This is a genomic window from Alcaligenes sp. NLF5-7 (assembly GCF_024266725.1).
Lineage (GTDB): Bacteria > Pseudomonadota > Gammaproteobacteria > Burkholderiales > Burkholderiaceae_B > Alcaligenes > Alcaligenes phenolicus.
This window is the reverse complement of the sequence record NZ_CP100755.1, coordinates 183,945-199,919: the sequence shown is the minus strand read 5'-3', so window position 1 is coordinate 199,919 and position 15,975 is coordinate 183,945. Positions and strand designations below refer to the sequence as shown.

At 58.1% G+C, this 15,975-nt stretch carries 17 protein-coding genes; 14 read left to right on the top strand and 3 right to left on the bottom strand.

What is annotated here, in order from left to right; genetic code table 11:
• Nucleotides 1-2 precede the first annotated feature (2 nt).
• The 5 genes from cheY to flhF all read left to right on the top strand — a co-directional run bounded on the left by cheY (nt 3) and on the right by flhF (nt 6,876).
• On the top strand, nt 3-392 hold the full coding sequence (gene cheY / locus MID00_RS01000; protein WP_009458133.1) for a chemotaxis response regulator CheY: 390 nt from the start codon (nt 3-5) through the stop codon (nt 390-392).
• A 13-nt stretch (nt 393-405) separates the two neighbouring features.
• Nucleotides 406-1,047 carry a protein phosphatase CheZ gene (cheZ, locus tag MID00_RS00995; RefSeq protein WP_021446830.1) on the top strand — a complete coding sequence of 214 codons (642 nt, stop codon included), beginning with the start codon at nt 406-408 and terminating at the stop codon, nt 1,045-1,047.
• Nucleotides 1,048-1,262: 215 nt separating this feature from the next.
• On the top strand, nt 1,263-2,414 hold the full coding sequence (gene flhB / locus MID00_RS00990) for a flagellar biosynthesis protein FlhB (RefSeq protein ID WP_021446829.1): 1,152 nt from the start codon (nt 1,263-1,265) through the stop codon (nt 2,412-2,414).
• Between the two features lie 5 nt (nt 2,415-2,419).
• The gene (flhA, locus tag MID00_RS00985; protein WP_021446828.1) at nt 2,420-4,531 is read left to right on the top strand and encodes a flagellar biosynthesis protein FlhA; all 2,112 of its coding nucleotides are present in this window, start codon (nt 2,420-2,422) and stop codon (nt 4,529-4,531) included.
• Nucleotides 4,528-6,876 (top strand): flagellar biosynthesis protein FlhF, encoded by a 2,349-nt coding sequence (gene flhF, locus MID00_RS00980; protein WP_009458128.1) that lies wholly within the window; start codon nt 4,528-4,530, stop codon nt 6,874-6,876. Before flhA ends, flhF begins: the two co-directional genes overlap by 4 nt.
• A 74-nt stretch (nt 6,877-6,950) precedes the next feature.
• Here flhF and flgN read toward each other — a convergent pair whose 3' ends face one another.
• The 3 genes from flgN to flgA form a co-directional block, all read right to left on the bottom strand.
• Nucleotides 6,951-7,400, bottom strand: coding sequence for a flagellar export chaperone FlgN (flgN, locus tag MID00_RS00975; RefSeq protein WP_239055286.1), 450 nt, complete (start codon nt 7,398-7,400; stop codon nt 6,951-6,953).
• 16 nt (nt 7,401-7,416) lie between these two features.
• Entirely contained in the window at nt 7,417-7,707 is a 291-nt protein-coding gene (gene flgM, locus MID00_RS00970; RefSeq protein ID WP_021446826.1) for a flagellar biosynthesis anti-sigma factor FlgM, read from the bottom strand.
• 84 nt (nt 7,708-7,791) lie between these two features.
• Nucleotides 7,792-8,496 carry a flagellar basal body P-ring formation chaperone FlgA gene (flgA, locus tag MID00_RS00965; protein ID WP_021446825.1) on the bottom strand — a complete coding sequence of 235 codons (705 nt, stop codon included), beginning with the start codon at nt 8,494-8,496 and terminating at the stop codon, nt 7,792-7,794.
• A gap of 175 nt (nt 8,497-8,671) precedes the next feature.
• Here flgA and flgB point away from each other — a divergent pair, with 175 nt between their 5' ends.
• Genes flgB through flgJ form a run of 9 tightly spaced genes read left to right on the top strand, consistent with a single transcriptional unit; the run spans nt 8,672 to nt 15,923 of the window.
• Nucleotides 8,672-9,088, top strand: a complete 417-nt coding sequence (gene flgB / locus MID00_RS00960) for a flagellar basal body rod protein FlgB (RefSeq protein ID WP_254500317.1) — start codon at nt 8,672-8,674, stop codon at nt 9,086-9,088.
• Nucleotides 9,089-9,100: 12 nt separating this feature from the next.
• Nucleotides 9,101-9,505 (top strand): flagellar basal body rod protein FlgC, encoded by a 405-nt coding sequence (gene flgC / locus MID00_RS00955; protein WP_009458120.1) that lies wholly within the window; start codon nt 9,101-9,103, stop codon nt 9,503-9,505.
• A gap of 22 nt (nt 9,506-9,527) precedes the next feature.
• A complete protein-coding gene (locus MID00_RS00950; protein WP_254499553.1) occupies nt 9,528-10,220 on the top strand; it encodes a flagellar hook capping FlgD N-terminal domain-containing protein in 693 nt (230 codons plus the stop codon).
• A gap of 54 nt (nt 10,221-10,274) precedes the next feature.
• Nucleotides 10,275-11,507, top strand: coding sequence for a flagellar hook protein FlgE (flgE, locus tag MID00_RS00945; protein ID WP_250756947.1), 1,233 nt, complete (start codon nt 10,275-10,277; stop codon nt 11,505-11,507).
• Between the two features lie 8 nt (nt 11,508-11,515).
• Complete coding sequence (gene flgF / locus MID00_RS00940) at nt 11,516-12,265, top strand: flagellar basal-body rod protein FlgF (RefSeq protein ID WP_009458114.1); 750 nt, start codon at nt 11,516-11,518, stop codon at nt 12,263-12,265.
• A 44-nt stretch (nt 12,266-12,309) separates the two neighbouring features.
• Nucleotides 12,310-13,095 (top strand): flagellar basal-body rod protein FlgG, encoded by a 786-nt coding sequence (flgG, locus tag MID00_RS00935; RefSeq protein WP_021446824.1) that lies wholly within the window; start codon nt 12,310-12,312, stop codon nt 13,093-13,095.
• A gap of 19 nt (nt 13,096-13,114) precedes the next feature.
• Complete coding sequence (locus tag MID00_RS00930) at nt 13,115-13,801, top strand: flagellar basal body L-ring protein FlgH (RefSeq protein ID WP_009458110.1); 687 nt, start codon at nt 13,115-13,117, stop codon at nt 13,799-13,801.
• Nucleotides 13,802-13,827: 26 nt separating this feature from the next.
• Nucleotides 13,828-14,958 (top strand): flagellar basal body P-ring protein FlgI, encoded by a 1,131-nt coding sequence (locus MID00_RS00925; protein ID WP_302329847.1) that lies wholly within the window; start codon nt 13,828-13,830, stop codon nt 14,956-14,958.
• Nucleotides 14,958-15,923 (top strand): flagellar assembly peptidoglycan hydrolase FlgJ, encoded by a 966-nt coding sequence (flgJ, locus tag MID00_RS00920; RefSeq protein ID WP_009458106.1) that lies wholly within the window; start codon nt 14,958-14,960, stop codon nt 15,921-15,923. Before MID00_RS00925 ends, flgJ begins: the two co-directional genes overlap by 1 nt.
• Nucleotides 15,924-15,975 lie beyond the last annotated feature (52 nt).

The following is a 15,975-nucleotide window of genomic DNA, read 5'->3' as shown; positions in this document are numbered from 1 at the left end:
AAATGGTACAAAAAAATATAAAAATTCTCGTCGTCGATGACTTTCCCACCATGCGCCGGATCATCAAGAACCTGCTCAAGGATCTGGGATACGAGAATGTAGACGAAGCAGAAGATGGTCAGATGGGCCTGGAAAAACTGCGCAACGGCAATTTCGAGTTTGTGGTCTCTGACTGGAATATGCCGAATCTGGATGGGCTGGAAATGCTCAAGCAGATTCGTGCCGATGCCAACCTGTCCTCTTTGCCTGTGCTGATGGTGACCGCCGAAGCCAAGAAAGAGAACATTATTGCCGCCGCCCAGGCGGGCGCCAATGGCTACGTCGTCAAACCCTTTACCGCCGCAACTCTGGAAGAGAAGCTGAACAAGATCTTCGAGAAAATGGCCGGTTAATACGGAGTACGTCATGGATCCACAGCAAACACCGAATCATCCCGACCCCCAAAGCGTACCGGTTGATCTGGTCTACCGCATCGCCAATCTGACCCGCCTGCTGCGGGAAAGCATGCGCGAACTGGGTCTGGATCAGGCCATTAAAGATGCCGCGCACGCGATTCCGGATGCCCGTGATCGTCTGCACTATGTGGCTCGCATGACTGAGCAGGCCGCCAACCGGGTACTGAACGCGGCCGAGCAGGTGCGTCCTTTGCAGGAGTCCTTGCAAGAGGATGCCCAGGCCCTGGATGCCGAATGGGAACAGTGGTTTGAACAGCCTCTGGACCAGGACCAGGCCCGCGAACTGGTCAAGCGTACTCGAGGCTTCTTGCGCGATGTGCCCGTCAAGGCCCAGCAGACGCAGGACAATCTGCTGGAAATCATCATGGCCCAGGACTTTCAGGATCTGACCGGGCAGGTGATCACGCGCATGCTGGGTGTGGTTGGCACTATCGAGACCGAACTGGTCCAGGTGCTGGTCGATAATGTCCCCACAGAAAAACGCGAAGAAACTCAAAGTCTTATCAACGGCCCGGTGGTCTCGCCGGTAGCCTCGGAAGTGGTCACCAGCCAGGACCAGGTGGACGACTTGCTGGCGAATCTGGGCTTTTAATCCTCGCCCAAATTCGATCATCGCGTTCGCTTCAGAAAGGCGCTGCACCTTGCGGCGCCTTTTTGCTTGTGGGGAACAGCCTGCTTTTATCGGGCTTTCTCCGCGCTATCAGAGCCGCGGTGCTCTTTTAGAATGACCCCGCGGCCTGCAGTGCGAACGCGACATTCGTGCTGGGCGCGTGATTCATTCTTTCAATTCCTGCGTCTTGGCAGTCCATGGCAGAAGACAGCGATCTCGAAAAAACAGAACCGGCCTCACCCCGGCGCCTGGAGAAGGCGCGGGAAGAGGGGCAGGTGGCGCGTTCCAGAGAGCTGACGACATTCCTGATGCTGCTGGCCGGGATTGGCGGAATCTGGGCCGGAGCCAGCTATTTGTACGAGACTTTTGGCGGCATTGTGCGTCGCAGCGTCTGGTTTGATCCGCGCGTAGCGCACGATCCCAGCGCTATGGTGGTACAGGCGGCCGGTCTGGCAGGCGAAGCGTTAAAAGGTCTGGCACCGCTGTTCCTGCTGCTGGTTGTGGTCGCGATCTTTGCCTCGATCGCCCTGGGCGGCATGAGCTTTAGCGGCAAGGCCTTGCAGCCCAAGTTCGAGCGCATGAATCCGGCCAAGGGCATCAAGCGCATGTTTTCCATGCAGACCGTGATCGAGCTGATCAAGACCCTGGCCAAAGCCGGCCTGGTAGGTTCGGTGGCGGTGTATGTGATCTGGACCGAGCGCGAGCAGATGACGGCTCTGATGTATGTGCATCCCACGGCGGCCATAGCCACGGGGATGACGCTGATCATCAAGTGCTGTGCCCTGATCGCCGCCAGCTTGCTGGTGATTGTCTTGATTGATGCGCCCTGGCAGTTGTGGAGCTTTTACAAAAAGCTGCGCATGTCGCGCCAGGATGTGAAAGAAGAACATAAGGAAAGCGAGGGTGATCCGCATGTGAAAGGGCGCATCCGGCAGCAGCAACGGTCCATGGCCCGTTCGCGCATGATGTCTCAGGTGCCGGGGGCCGATGTGGTGGTTACCAACCCTACGCATTATGCGGTGGCCTTGAAGTATCAGGACGGCAAGGGCGGTGCCCCCCGTGTGGTTGCCAAAGGCACGGGGCTGATTGCTGCCAAGATTCGCGGGCTGGCCGCCGAGCACAAGGTGGCCATGCTGGAGGCGCCTGCGCTGGCACGGGCCTTGTACTTCAACGTGGAGCTGGAGCGCGAGATTCCTGTGGATTTGTACTCGGCCGTGGCCGAAGTGCTGGCCTGGGTTTATCAGCTTCGTAACTGGAACAAGGGGCAGGGCGAGCGCCCGATCATGCCCACCCGATTGAAAGTGCCAACTGGCATGGATGAAGGGCCACTGCGTTCGCGCAAACACTAAAAGCAATGAACAATTTTTTTGCCTTACTGAAACAAAACGGTGGTCAACACGCCCGGCTTTTAGCCGGTCCGGTGCTGATCCTCATGGTCATGGCCATGATGATTCTGCCCTTGCCACCGTTTCTGCTGGACCTGCTGTTTACCTTTAACATCGCCCTGGCCGTCATGATCCTGCTGGTGGCCATGTTCACCAAAAAGCCGCTGGATTTTGCCGCTTTCCCGGCAGTGCTGTTGTTTGCCACCCTATTGCGCCTTTCTCTGAACGTGGCCTCGACGCGAGTGGTACTGATGAACGGCCACAAAGGTCCGGATGCTGCCGGTCAGGTGATTGAAGCTTTTGGCCACTTTCTGGTGGGCGGTAACTTTGCCGTTGGTCTGATCGTGTTCGTGATTCTGGTCATCATCAACTTTGTGGTGATTACCAAGGGTGCTGGCCGTATTGCGGAAGTGGGGGCACGCTTTACCCTGGACGCCTTGCCGGGCAAGCAGATGGCCATTGATGCCGACTTGAACGCTGGCCTGATTGGCGAAGACGATGCCCGTCGTCGCCGTACCGAGGTTTCGCAGGAAGCCGAGTTTTACGGCTCCATGGACGGTGCCAGCAAGTTCGTGCGCGGGGACGCGGTGGCGGGCTTGCTGATCATGGTCATCAACGTGATTGGCGGTCTGATTATTGGTGTCCTGCAGCATGACTTGTCTTTTTCGGAAGCCGGTCGCGTTTACACCTTGCTGACCATTGGTGACGGCCTGGTCGCCCAGATTCCAGCCCTGATCATTTCTACTGCCGCCGGTGTGGTGGTGTCGCGTGTGGCGACGGATGAAGACGTGGGCCAGCAAATGGTCAGCCAGCTTTTCCGCAATCCCATGGTGCTGTACATCACCGCCGGTATTCTGGGTTTGATGGGTTTGATTCCCGGCATGCCCAATCTGGTGTTCCTGCTGCTGGCCGCGATATTGGGTGCTGGAGCCTGGATGATGCAAAAGCATCAGCTCGAACAGCAGCAGCAAGCCAGCGAACCCAATGATGAAGTCCTGGCCGCAGCCGATTCTGCCGCCAGTGAAGCCAGCTGGAATGATGTGTCCATGGTGGACCCGCTGGGTCTGGAAGTGGGTTATCGCCTGATCTCTTTGGTGGACCATGCGCAAAACGGCGAGCTGCTGCATCGTATCCGCAGCTTGCGTAAAAAGTTCGCACAGGAAGTGGGCTTTTTGCCGCCTGTGGTTCATATTCGGGACAATCTGGAGCTCAAGCCCAACGACTATCGCATCCTGTTGGCCGGGGTGGAAATTGGCCGGGGTACCGCCACGCCAGGGCAGTGGCTGGCCATTGATCCCGGGGGCGTCACCATGAAGCTGCCCGGCACACCTACCACGGACCCGGCCTTTGGCCTGCCCGCCGTGTGGGTGGATGTCAGCATGCGCGAGCAGGCCCAGATCGCGGGCTACACCGTGGTGGATGCCAGCACGGTGATTGCCACGCATATCAATCACTTGCTGCATCGCCACGGGGCCGATTTGCTGGGCCGTCAGGAAGTGCAGCAATTGCTGGATCACGTGGGCCGCGAAGCGCCCAAGCTGGTCGAAGATTTTGTACCGCAAACCTTGTCCCTCAGCCTCTTGCTCAAGGTCTTGCGTGGTCTGTTGGCTGAAGATGTGCCGATTCGCGATATGCGTAGCATTGTGGAAACGCTGGCTGAACACGCACCGCGCATTCTGGCTCCCGGCGCGGTTCAGCCCGGCCAGGAGGCTGGCGAATTGCTTGCGGTTCTGCGCGTGGCCTTGGGACGCGCTATTGTGCAGCAGTGGTTCCCTGGCGAGGGCGAATTGCGTGTGATTGGTCTGGATGCCCGTCTGGAGCGGGTCATGACGCAGGCGCTGACCAGCAGTGGTGCGCTGGAACCAGGTCTGGCCGAGTCGGTACTGACCGATGCCATGCGTGCGGCCCAGTTCCAGGAGGAACATGGGGATCCGCCCGTGCTGGTTGTGCCGCCTGTTTTGCGGGCCACCTTGTCGCGTTTCTTGCGTCACCACATCCCACAACTGGGTGTCTTGTCCAACGCTGAAATCCCTGAAGAACGCATCCTTCGGGTCACCACCATTATTGGTCAGTCTGAATGAATATAAGTCGCTTTTTTGGTAGTACCAGCCGGGAAGCCATGCGTCAGGTGCGCATCGCTTTGGGCCCCGATGCCTTGATTGTGTCCAACCGTCGTGTCAATGGCGGCGTTGAGATTCTGGCTACCGACTCCAGCTCGGTACCGGGGGGCGCCACCGAACGTGCGCCCATGCCCAGCAGTGCGCCGCATCAAGCCGCGGGGATACGTCAGCAGGAAATGGCCCCGCCGCCCGCTGCCGACAATGTGATGGGTGCGATTGGGGCATTGCGTGGTGCCCTGGAAGGCCGCATGGATGATCTGGTCTGGAGTCACCAGATGCGGCGCTCGCCTGTAGCGGTGAATCTATTTCAGAGTCTTTTATCGCAAGGCTTCAGTACCGCCTTGTTGCGTGCCATGCTCAAGCGCCTGCCCGAAGAACTGGGCGCGCGTGCAGCCTTGCAATGGGTGCGGACCGAGCTGGAAACCCATTTGCCGGTGCTGCGTTCCGAGGACTCCTTGTGGCAGCCCGGCTTGGCCTTGGCTCTAGTGGGCCCCACGGGTGTGGGCAAGACCACCACGCTGGCCAAACTGGCTGCGCGTGCCGTGCGTCGTTTTGGTCCCGATAAGGTCGTTCTGCTGACGACTGACACCTATCGGATCGGTGCGCACGAGCAACTGAAAATTTATGGCGACCTGATGCGGGTAGCCGTGCATATCGTTCAGGACGTGGCGCAACTGCGTAGCGTGATGCTGGGTGTGCGGCCCGATCAGGTGATCCTGATCGACAATATGGGCATCAGCCAGCGCGACCGTTATGTGCGAGAACAAGCTGCATTGCTGGCCAGTGCCGGACGCCGGGTGCAACGCTTGCTGGTCCTGAATGCCGCCAGCCAGGGCGATACCTTGGATGAGGTCGCCCGCAGCTACACGCAAGATGGTGGCACACCGCTAAGCGGTTGCATCATCTCCAAAGTGGACGAGGCGATCAAGCTGGGTGGCCCGCTGGATACGGCCATTCGCTTCAAGCTGCCTATTCATTACGTGTCCAACGGCCAGAAAGTGCCCGAGGATTTGCGTTTCATGAGTGCCGCCGAACTGGTCGATTCTGCCTTGCAGGTGCGCGGGAACCAGCGTCCCTTGTACGCGCCCAGTTCCGGTGATCTGGCGGCCTTGCTGGAAAGCGGTGGCCAGTCCGCCCAGGAGCAACAGGCTGAAGAAGAACGCCGTGCGCGTGTCTTGCCGCGTCTGTTGTCGGCTGCCTCTGCGGGTGGCCCTATCGCCCTGGAGCAGGCCCGTCGTGCAGCCGCCGACCTGGACGAGCGTCTGGCCTGCGCGGAAGCCTATGATTTCTGGCGCGATCTGCATGCGCAAAATGCCCCTGTTCAGGACGGGGCGGCGGCACAGCGTGCCGAAGGCCTGATGCGTGCCGCGTGTCAGGAAGTCAGTGAGGGCAATGTGTCCCGCTTGCTGGTGATCCATGCCGATCATCAGCTTGCCGGTAGCCAGGAGCAATGCTCGTTCAGTTTCCTGTTCAGTCCTAAGGGCCAGGCCTTGAGCGTGCCGTATTATCAACGCCAAACGCCCTCCCAATGGTCGGATGTACGGGGCGTGCGCAGCATGGAACGGCCGGGCCCGACACAGGCACTGAACCAGGCCATGCAGGTCTTGAATGCCCAGGCCCAACCGGTAAACTTGCTGCATATTTTTGAAGGTGGTTCGCCCACCATGTGGCGTCAATGGGCTGATATGGAAGCCGACTGGCTGGCCCTGATTCCGGGTGCGACTTCCTTGTGGCACAAGGACGGCAAGACCACGCCTAATGCTCTTGGCAAACAGCTGGCCTTTCACGCGATTCCTGATCTGGCAGCACGATTGCATCTGGAAACGTTGGGCCGCGCCAAGCAGGGTGAAATCGCCCTGTGGTACGCCGTCGAGCCGGTGCAGTTGCGACAACGCAATGCCGAGCCTGTACATCTGGACCTGATCATCCTGCGCACCGTGCGTCGTCACGACGGCAAAGTGTTGAAAACCCGTTTTGCCTTGGTGCACCAACGCGCAGGCTCCGAGGCTATCGCCCCGGCCAGTCTGGCCTGCTACATGATGCTGCGTAGCGAAGTGCAGGAAATGGCGCGCTTGCTAAGCACTGTGCGTGGCATTTTGCCTACCAGCAATTCCGAGTTTGAAGAAGAACTCAACTTGCTGGCCGCCGCCCAATTGACGCTGGCCGCCTGGGATTTGCTGCAGGCACCGGACAATTTGGGTGTGCGACAACTTAGCGCACGCTTGCTGGGCAAACCGGGGCTGAAGTCCAGCCACGCGGTTGATGCGCTGGTAAAGATGCTGGTGTTGAAGGAAGCGATGAGCTAAATTCAGCAAGATTGAAAAAGCCTGCCGTGTGGCAGGCTTTTTTATGTCTGTCAGAGCGCAGCTTTGGCTTGGCTCTAAGCCTTCAAGCTCAAGGAAGACTGCGTATTCCGTGTTTTGCCGGACGCGTCGTAAAAGGTATTGCGACCCGTGAAGGCTTCCAGGGCGTCCAGGTTTTGCTGGGTGTCGACCAAAAAGGTATCCACCAGAATGCGGTTGTTGTCGCTGGCGTTGCGCACCTTCTCGCTCAGCTCGATCAACTGTTCTAGTTCTTCTTCCAGTTCGTCTTCTTCAGCCGCGTAGCGCAGGCCCTGGAGGTTGTTTTCCAGTTCACGTGCTTGCAGGAGCTGGGCGCGAGCCTGGTCCTGTTGCTCGATACGTTCAACCAGCTGATATTTGCGCAGGGTGATCTGGGCCAGTTCTTGTGGCTCGAAGCTGCGCAGCAGCAGGGTGTTTTCTTCTGCCAGTAGCTGCTCGAAGTCCAGCAGGGTTTGGCGTTGATCGGCAAGACAGGTTTGCAAAGACATGGCCGTTTCAGGTGAGTTACTTGAGAAGATCGCGCACAGAGGCAATCAGGGAGTCGGCGATCCGACTGGTGTCAATTTTGAGCTCGCCGGCTGCAATGGCCTTGCGCAAGGCCTCGACTTTTTTCATGTCGACATCGGCACTGCTGTCTTGCAGGGAATTGAGCTGGCGGGCTGCAGCGCTGAAGTCCACTTCGTTGGTGCTGCTGCTGTTGTTGTACGCGTGGCGCGCACGAGGGGATGCCGTGCTGCGCTCTGCGGCAGACGTTTCAGCAAGGGGTGTCTTGAGGGGGGAGGGGCTGATCTTCACGTGTTTCTCCGTGCGGCCTGTTCTTTGCGTTGATCTTGTAACGGCGCTCTGGACGCAAACTTTAGCATGCTCATCCGATTTAGTTTAGAGAACGACCTGAACCGTGGATGCATCCAGTACCGTGGCTGAAATCACTTGCCCCGAACTGGCCTTGATCTGAATCTGGGTGCCTGGTGAGCCGCTTTGCAGCGCCTGGCCCTCGCCGGTCGCTACAAAACCCATACCGCGCGCAATGGTGCGCACCATCTGGCCGCGTGTTACCGACTGCGGGTCGCGTAGAGCCGAAGCCCGTATCGCATTGCCCAAAGGAATACGCTGGCTGGCGACATACCCGATGATCTGGTTGGGATCAATGACCACGCCATTGGCCAGAGCCAGCAAATCCCCCTCGCGCTCAAGCAGATCGTCCTGATTGATGGTCTCGCCCGGATTGATGCGGCGGTTGGTGACGTAATAGTGTCCCTGAATAGACAAGGTGGCGCTGATGGAGGTGCTCCAGCTTTGTGGGCTCAGGCAGCGCACGCCAATACTCATGCGCGATCGCAGGCGTTGACCGCTGGGCAGAAATATCTGGTTCTGGGTGCAGGCAGGCATGGCGTTCAGGCGCGCGCTGTCCAGGGTGATCGTGGCGATACCGGGATACATTTGCGCCAGCTTGAGCAGATAGTCCTGCGCCTGGTCCTGCATGGCTTGCACGCTCAGCGCCTGAACGCTCTCTTGAGCGCGCACGTTCGCTGTTGCACCCAGAGCGAACAGGCATACGCAGATCAGGAGTCTATATAAGGTCATGACTGAATTTTACGGACTCAGTCGCCAGGTCAAGAGCTGAACTGGCCGATAAATTGCGTTTTGTTCCCTGATTTGTGAAGCAGTGCCTCTGGCTACCATTCTGTTATAGCGGTGAAAAGGCGTGCGCGCGTTCACCTGGATCTCAAACTTGAACACAGAATATTGGCTTGACTCCATGATTGATCGCATCGGTGAGCACCTGAAGTTTTACCAGACGGCCCTGGCTGTGCGCCAGGAGCGCCAGGAGGTGCTGGCCTCCAATATTGCCAATGCCGACACGCCTAACTACAAGGCCAGGGATATGGACTTTACGGCCACCTTGAAGGCCGCTTTAGGGGGGCAGGGCCAGATGGCATTGCCCAATACCAGTTTGTCCTTGACCTCGGTCCGTCATATTCCCGCCCAGGCAACCCGTCCGCCCAGCACGGACGAGTTGCTCTATCGCGTTCCTGTACAACCTTCTCTGGACGGCAACACGGTCGAGATGGATGTTGAACGCATGCAATTTGCCGATAACACCTTGCACTATCAAAGCACGATCAACCTGGCTTCCCAGCGCTTGAAAGGCTTGATGGCGGCCTTGCAACAGTAATAGCGAGTCTTCATGTCCAGTTTCAGTATTTTCCAGATTGCCGGTTCTGCTCTGACGGCACAATCGCAGCGCTTGAACGTGTCGGCCAGCAACCTGGCTAACGCCGATAGTGTGGTCGGACCCGATGGCCAGCCCTACAAGGCCCGCCAAGTGGTGTTTCAAATGACTCCTCAGGGCAACAGCCCCGTGGGTGGCGTACAAGTGGTGGGCGTGCAGGAAAGTGATGCGCCTGGCCGTTTGCAATATGACCCCGGCAATCCCTACGCTGACGAACAAGGCTATGTGACTCTGCCCAATGTGGATGTGGTGGCCGAGACCGTCAATATGCTGGCCGCGTCGCGCTCTTATCAGGCCAATGTGGAAGTGGTGAACACCTCCAAGAACCTGATGTTGCGCACCTTGACCATTGGCCAGTAAGCCGGTTTACGGAAGATAGAACATGAGCACAGTCAATAACGATCGCACCGCCCTGGACCCCACCGCAGGGGCCATGGCTGGTGTGGATGCCCGCAACAAAAGCGCCATGGCGGAAACGGAAGACCGCTTTCTGACCATGCTGATTACGCAGCTGCGTAATCAGGATCCGCTCAACCCCATGGATAACGCCCAGGTCACGACCCAGATGGCGCAAATGTCCACGGTGGCGGGGATTCAGCAATTGAATAACACCTTGCTGGCTGTGGCCGGGCAAATGGACGTCAGCCAGTCCATGCAGGCCGCCAATCTGATCGGCAAGCAAGTGCTGGTGCCGGGCTCGAAAGTGTCTCTGGGGACCAGCCAGGATGGCGAAAAAGTGGCCATGCCCTACGGCATTGATCTGGTCAGCGGAGCGACTTCGACCGTGGTTCAGATCAAGGACAGCAGCGGCAAAGCGGTTCGTGAATACGATCTGGGCGCCAAAGACGCGGGCGTGTACTCGCTGGAGTGGGACGGCCTGGATAACGATGGTTCACCGCTGGCCGACGGTTCGTACACCGTCAGTGTATTGGCCAGTAATGACGGCACGGCCGTCACAGCCAGCCCATTGACGCATGGCAAGGTCGATAGCGTGGCTTACACCTCCAGCGGCTTGATGCTGGACCTTGGCCTGGTGGGTTCGTTCTCCCTGCTGGATATACGCAAAATCATGTAAGCGCCGCTTGCCCCAACAGCGGGCTGGGCCAACACGACATTAAAAGGAAAGTTCATGAGCTTCGGACAAGGATTGAGTGGCTTGAACGCCGCCTCCCAAAACCTGGATTCTATTGGTAATAACATCGCCAACTCGGGCACGGTGGGCTACAAGGCCTCGACCGTGCAGTTTGCGGACGTGTATGCCAACTCGCGCATCGGTCTGGGTGTGCAGGTATCGCGGGTCAGCCAGCGTTTCTCGGTAGGTAACGTCAGCAACTCGGGTAATCAGTTCGACATGGCGATTGACGGTGCAAACGGTTTGTTCCGCCTGGAGCAAAGTAACGGCGCTGTCTTGTTCTCGCGCAATGGCCAGTTCTATCCGGACAAGGCGGGCTATCTGGTTAACGCCCAAGGTCATTACCTGACCGGTTACGGCCCAGGTGGTAGCCAGCTGGAGCGCTTGCAAGTGCCTTCGGCCAACGTGCCTCCCAAAGCCACGACAGCCCTGGATTTCAAGCCCAACCTGCCCGGTGGTGCCGAAGCGATTCCAAAAGAGGATGCTAGTGGCAATCCCATTAATGTCTTTGACCCCACAGACAACAGTACTTACAGCGAAGCGTTCAGCTACTCGGTGTATGACTCCTTGGGTAACAGCCACGAGATCTCCCAATACTTCGTCAAGCGCCCCGCCAATGCGGCCGGTGAGAGTGTGTGGGACGTGTATTACATGGAAGGCAGCACGCCCTTGTCGCCTGCCAGCGCGACCTTGACCTTTAACGGTGCAGGCGTGATGACCAGCCCCAATCCGGCTACCGTCAATCTGACCCTGGCCAATCCGGGCGGCAATGCGTCGCCAGCGGATGATCTGGTGTTTGATGTGCGTTATACCGGCACCACCCAGTTCGGTGGCGAGTTTGCCAAGGGCAAGCCTTACCAGGATGGTTACGCCACGGGTGAGTACGCTGGCATGAGCATCGACAAGGACGGCACCATGATTGCCTCCTACACCAACGGTGTAACGCAGCGTCTGGGTTCCCTTGTTCTGGCTGACTTCAGCAACCTGCAAGGTCTGAGCCCTGTAGGCGGTAACGCCTGGGCTGAAACCGGCGCATCGGGCCAGCCTATCCTGGGTCGTCCCGGCGAGAACGGCTTGGCCACGATCAAGGGTCAGGCGGTGGAAGATTCCAACGTGGATATGGGTCAGGAATTGGTCAATATGATTATTGCCCAGCGTACCTACCAGGCGAATGCCCAGACCATCAAGACGCAGGATCAGGTTCTGCAAACCCTGGTCAACCTGCGTTAAGAGCTGGCATGGATCGCCTGATTTACACCGCCATGAATGGCGCCCAGCGCACGCTGGAGCAACAAGACGTCATTACCAACAACCTGGCCAACGTGAACACGTCCGGTTTTCGCCAGCAGTTGGCGTATTACCGTTCCGTGCCCGTCACAAGCGATGTGGGTTCGCAAACCCGCGTAGGCACGGCCACAGTGACGCCTGGCAGCCGTTTTCAACCTGGCGCCATGGCCGAGACCGGCAATGCGCTGGATGTGGCCATTGCGGGCGAGGGCTGGTTTGCCGTCCGTGCGCTGGATGGTCAGGAAGCCTATACGCGGGCAGGCGATCTGGTGGTCAATGCCCAGAACCAGCTGGTGACACAAGGTGGCTTGCCCGTGCTCAGCGCCGATGGGCAGGTCATTGAAATCCCGGATCGCGGATCGATCACGTTCTCCAGCGACGGTCAGTTGACCGCGCTGGGTGCGGGTGACAACCCACGCGATATCCAGGTGATGGGTCAATTGAAGATGGTCAATCCCCCTTCTGCTGATTTGTTGCGGGGGCAGGATGGTTTGTTTCGCATGAGCAATGGCGCGCCGGCCCCGGCTGATCCGTCGGTACGCATGGTTTCGGGCTTTATCGAGAAAAGCAATGTGAACCCGGCTGAAGCGATGGTGGCCATGATTGCCAATGCGCGCCGCTTTGAAACCCAGATGAAGGTCATCCAGGACGCCAGCGCACGCGAAGATCGGGCCAACTCCCTACTTTCTTTTAATGGCTAAGCCGCGCTGATTGCGCAGGCGCTAGCTGCAAGGATTACACACACATGATTCGCTCTCTGTGGATTGCCAAGACCGGTCTGGAAGCACAGCAGACCAATATGGACGTTATCTCCAATAACTTGGCCAACGTGAATACCACCGGCTTCAAACGTACCCGTGCGGTGTTTGAGGACTTGATGTACCAAACCATTCGTCAGCCTGGCGCTCAAGTCGGTGCTGCCAACCAGTTGCCTACCGGCTTGCAGGTTGGCACCGGTGTGCGCACCGTAGCCACCGAGCGTATTCATACCCAAGGTGACATGAAGCACACGGGCCACAATATGGATATCGCGATTCAGGGTAGCGGTTTCCTGCAGGTGGAAATGCCGGACGGCACGTTTGCCTATACACGTGACGGTAGCTTGCAGCGTGACCAGAATGGTCAGTTGGTGACTGCTGGCGGTTATCCCATTCAGCCCCCCATCAATATCCCTGATAACGCGCTGGAACTGACGATTGGCCGTGATGGCACCGTGTCGGTCACTCAGCCTGGTGCAGCCGGTACGAGTGTGGAAGTGGGCCAATTGCAATTGAGCACCTTCGTGAATCCGGCCGGTCTGCAAAGTATGGGCGAGAACTTGTACATCGAAACCGATGCCTCGGGTGCCGCCAACTTCCTGCAACCTGGCATGGACGGTGCTGGTCTGGTCATGCACAAGTACAACGAAACCTCCAACGTCAATGTGGCCGAGGAACTGGTCAATATGATCAGCACCCAGCGTGCCTACGAAATCAACAGCAAGGCCGTTTCCACGGCTGACCAGATGCTGGCTCGCCTGACACAGCTGTAAATCTAAAGAGATCGTGACAATGTTCCAAGCTCTGATGAGCCGTCTTGCCTTGTGTGCGCTTGTAGCCCTGTCCGGTTGTGCGCTGGTGCCCCCTGAAGATGTGGTAACCGGCCCCCTGACGGCGGCCCCGCCACCGGCGGTGCCTGCCGCCGTGGTGGCCAATGGCTCTATCTACCAGCCCTCGGCTTACGGTAACTATCCGCTGTTTGAAGACAGACGACCACGTAATGTGGGCGACATTGTCACGATCATGATCCAGGAGCGGACCAACGCGGCCAAGAATGTCTCGACCAATACGGATCGGACCGGAAGCGGTGGTCTGGACTTTACCGGCGTTCCAGCTTTCCTGCCTAACGAAGTGGGTAGCAAGCAGAACTTTGAAGTCAGTGGCTCGAACAAGGCCCAGGGCAAAGGTTCCAGCCGTGCCGACAATACCTTTAGCGGCACCTTGACGACGACCGTGGTCGGCGTTTTGCCTAACGGCAATTTGCAGGTGGCCGGTGAGAAGCAGATCGCCATTAACCGTGGCAGCGAGCACATCCGCTTTTCTGGTGTGGTGGACCCACGCTCCATTACTGGCAGCAATACGGTGTCCTCCACCCAGGTGGCCGATGCCCGTATCGAGTTTCGTAGCAAAGGGGTGATGGACGAAGTCCAGACCATGGGTTGGCTACAGCGTTTTTTCCTGAATATTTCTCCGTTCTGAGCCTTTTGCTTGCTATGGCGTTTTCCATGAGTCGTACTCGTTTTTCTTCTTGTCGCCATGTGCTGCAGGCAGCCATGCTGGCGGCGGGCCTGTTGCTGGCTCCGGTCAGTCAGGCCGAGCGTATCAAGGATCTGGCATCCATTCAGGGCGTGCGAGACAACCCGCTGATCGGCTACGGTCTGGTCGTGGGTCTGGATGGCAGCGGTGACCAGGTGCGTCAGGCTCCTTTCACCCAGCAAAGCTTGACCAATATGCTGTCCCAGTTGGGGGTGACCATTCCCCAGGGCAGCAATATGCAGCTCAAGAACGTGGCGGCTGTCATGGTGACGGCCCGTTTACCCGCCTTTGCCCGTCCTGGTCAGGCCGTGGATGTGGTCGTGTCCTCCATGGGTAATGCCAAGAGTTTGCGTGGCGGGACCTTGTTGATGACGCCCTTGAAAGGTGCGAACGGTCAGGTCTATGCCATTGCCCAAGGCAACTTGCTGGTGGGTGGGGCAGGGGCCGAAGCAGGTGGTTCCAGCGTCCAGGTCAACCAGCTCAATGGCGGCACCATTCCAGGCGGCGCAACGGTTGAGCAGAGCGTACCCACGACTTACGCTCGGGATGGCGTGATCAATCTGGAAATGAATTCCTCGGATTTCGGTACAGCCCAGAACGTGGTGGCGGCCTTGAACAAGCAGTTTGGTCCTTCGACCGCAACAGCCCTGGATGGTCGCTTGATTCAGGTGCGCGGTCCCTTGGACCCCCAGGCTCAAACCGCCTTTATTTCGCATGTTGAAAACCTGCAGGTGAATCTGCCACCGGCACGTGCCCGCGTGGTGATCAATGCTCGTACGGGTTCGGTGGTCATGAACCGCACGGTCACGATTGATGAAGCCGCCATTGCCTACGGCAATCTGTCCGTGGTCATCAGCCGTCAACCGCAGATCAGCCAGCCGGATACTCCTTTTGGTGGTGGTCAGACCGTAGTGGCTGACAGCACCCAGATTGAAATGCGCAGTGATAGCGGCTCCCTGCAACGCGTGAAGACCAGTGCCAATCTGGCCGATGTGGTGCGCGCTTTGAACGCTTTGGGTGCCACCCCTCAAGACTTGTTGTCCATCTTGCAGAACCTGAAAAGCGCGGGCGCTTTGCGGGCCGATTTGGAGATCATCTAATGACGGTGCAGTACTTCCCACGTCCGGGCACGGGAACGCAGGTTTCGATTTTTGACCCGCAGCAACTGGCCCAACTGCGTCGGCAAGCCGGGCAGGACGGTCAGAATCAGGCCACTCAGCTGCAAGTGGCGCGTCAGTTCGAGTCCCTGTTCATTCAAAATATTTTGAAGCAGGCACGGGCAGCCAATCCCGAAGGCGGCCTGTTTGATACGCAGTCGGTGCGCATGGCACAAAGTCTGGGTGATGAGCAACTGGCCATGCAGCTGGCTGACCCCGGCATTGGTTTGGCCAAAGCCTTGCAGGCCCAGATGAGCGGGCAGAACAGCGAGCCATTTGGTGTCGCGTCCCATGATCCGGAAGCGGCCTCTTCGCGTCGGGCGGATTTGCGTTCGCGCATGCCTAATGACCGTTCCATTGATGCAGCATCGATTGCCGAGCTGATCGACAAGCTCAGCAATAACAATACGGTGCAGCGCGTGTACTCCGCGATTCAGGGCGCGCCCAATCATATTCGTCAGTTTGTGGACCGCATGAACACGGCTGCCAAAGTGGCTGCCGAGGACAGTGGCGTCCCGGCCCAACTGATCTTGAGCCAGGCGGCGCTGGAGTCGGGCTGGGGCAAGCGTGAAATCATGCACGCAGATGGCTCCACCAGCCATAACCTGTTTGGTATCAAGGCCACGCCGTCCTGGAAGGGCAAAACGGTGGAAGTCATGACGACGGAATATCAGAACGGCGTGGCGCGCAAAATGACGCAGACCTTCCGTGCTTATGACTCCTATGCCGAGTCGTTTGCGGACTACGCGCGCCTGATCGGTAATAACAAACGCTATGAAAGTGTAAAACAAGCGGCTTCGCCTCAAGAAGCGGCGCAACGCATTCAGGAAGCGGGCTACGCCACTGACCCCTCCTACGCCAAAAAGCTGATCTCCATCATGGCCTACTTTGATGGCGGCAAGTCTTAATTATTGATACAGGTCTAAATATTGCACCAAGGTGGTCGTTAAAAAGCAGCAT

Bases quoted from the DNA above. Each gene is read 5' to 3' on its own strand.
- cheY (WP_009458133.1), top strand. From the start codon at position 3: ATGGTACAAAAAAATATAAAAATTCTCGTCGTCGATGACTTTCCCACC.
- cheZ (WP_021446830.1), top strand. From the start codon at position 406: ATGGATCCACAGCAAACACCGAATCATCCCGACCCCCAAAGCGTACCG.
- flhB (WP_021446829.1), top strand. From the start codon at position 1,263: ATGGCAGAAGACAGCGATCTCGAAAAAACAGAACCGGCCTCACCCCGG.
- flhA (WP_021446828.1), top strand. From the start codon at position 2,420: ATGAACAATTTTTTTGCCTTACTGAAACAAAACGGTGGTCAACACGCC.
- flhF (WP_009458128.1), top strand. From the start codon at position 4,528: ATGAATATAAGTCGCTTTTTTGGTAGTACCAGCCGGGAAGCCATGCGT.
- flgN (WP_239055286.1), bottom strand. From the start codon at position 7,400: ATGTCTTTGCAAACCTGTCTTGCCGATCAACGCCAAACCCTGCTGGAC.
- flgA (WP_021446825.1), bottom strand. From the start codon at position 8,496: ATGACCTTATATAGACTCCTGATCTGCGTATGCCTGTTCGCTCTGGGT.
- flgB (WP_254500317.1), top strand. From the start codon at position 8,672: ATGATTGATCGCATCGGTGAGCACCTGAAGTTTTACCAGACGGCCCTG.
- flgC (WP_009458120.1), top strand. From the start codon at position 9,101: ATGTCCAGTTTCAGTATTTTCCAGATTGCCGGTTCTGCTCTGACGGCA.
- MID00_RS00950 (WP_254499553.1), top strand. From the start codon at position 9,528: ATGAGCACAGTCAATAACGATCGCACCGCCCTGGACCCCACCGCAGGG.
- flgE (WP_250756947.1), top strand. From the start codon at position 10,275: ATGAGCTTCGGACAAGGATTGAGTGGCTTGAACGCCGCCTCCCAAAAC.
- flgF (WP_009458114.1), top strand. From the start codon at position 11,516: ATGGATCGCCTGATTTACACCGCCATGAATGGCGCCCAGCGCACGCTG.
- flgG (WP_021446824.1), top strand. From the start codon at position 12,310: ATGATTCGCTCTCTGTGGATTGCCAAGACCGGTCTGGAAGCACAGCAG.
- MID00_RS00930 (WP_009458110.1), top strand. From the start codon at position 13,115: ATGTTCCAAGCTCTGATGAGCCGTCTTGCCTTGTGTGCGCTTGTAGCC.
- MID00_RS00925 (WP_302329847.1), top strand. From the start codon at position 13,828: ATGAGTCGTACTCGTTTTTCTTCTTGTCGCCATGTGCTGCAGGCAGCC.
- flgJ (WP_009458106.1), top strand. From the start codon at position 14,958: ATGACGGTGCAGTACTTCCCACGTCCGGGCACGGGAACGCAGGTTTCG.